This is a genomic window from Cetobacterium sp. ZWU0022 (assembly GCF_000800875.1).
Classification (GTDB): Bacteria; Fusobacteriota; Fusobacteriia; order Fusobacteriales; family Fusobacteriaceae; genus Cetobacterium_A.
Window position 1 is genome coordinate 1 of sequence record NZ_JRJZ01000141.1, and the last position, 892, is coordinate 892.

General features: G+C 36.5%; 1 pseudogene. It reads right to left on the bottom strand.

Annotation, left to right across the window (positions count from 1 at the left end):
• Positions 1–892: pseudogene (locus L988_RS10715) on the bottom strand (putative basic amino acid antiporter YfcC); the annotation flags it as partial.

Here is an 892-nt window from a genome sequence, read left to right on the forward strand (position 1 = left end):
TGTAAATCCATCTCCCAATTGGAAAGCAAGTACAGCAACTTGTCTAGGAACTCCAACTAAATCAGAAAGTGGTGCCATAATTGGCATAGTAAGTGCAGCTTGACCAGATCCAGAAACAACAAAGAAATTAAATATAGACTGGAAGAAATACATCGCTATTGCAGATACAGAAGCGTGCAAGTTTCCTAAAATACCAGCTACAGAGTTTAAGATTGTATTTAAAACAGTAGGAGTCCCAGCGTCTATTCCACCTAAAACCAGTACAATTCCTTTTGCCATTCCAACAACTAAGGCGGCTCCAATTAAATCTTCAGCTCCTTTTCTAAAAGATGTGGCAATATCATTAACTGTCATGTCGTTTAGTTTAAATACTACTCCAATTATTCCAGAAACTATTCCCATAATTGTAAATTGAGCAGCTATTTCAGGAAGGTAATAACCGTGCAATACAACACCCCAAACAATCCAAGACATACCTAAGAATATAGTTAAGAATACTAGTTTGTGACCTAAAGTAAATTCTAAATCGTCAGTAGCATCCGCTTTGAAATCATCTCTAAAAAATTTATCAGTTTCATAAGAAATTGACAATTCTGGGTTTGCTTTTATTTTTTTAGCGTATCTCATCGTATAAAAAATTCCGAATGCAGTGAAAAATATCCACATAAAGATTCTGAACATGGCACCAGAGAGCACAGGAATTCCTGCAACACCTTGCGCAACAGCCACGCTGAATGGATTCATCCATGAGGTACCAAATCCAATTTGAGTTGATATGTAGCACATAAAGATACCTGTAATCGAATCATATCCCATACCAACAACAATAGGAATTAAAATCATAGCAAATGGTATAGCTTCCTCTCCCATACCAAATACAGCTCCACCAAGA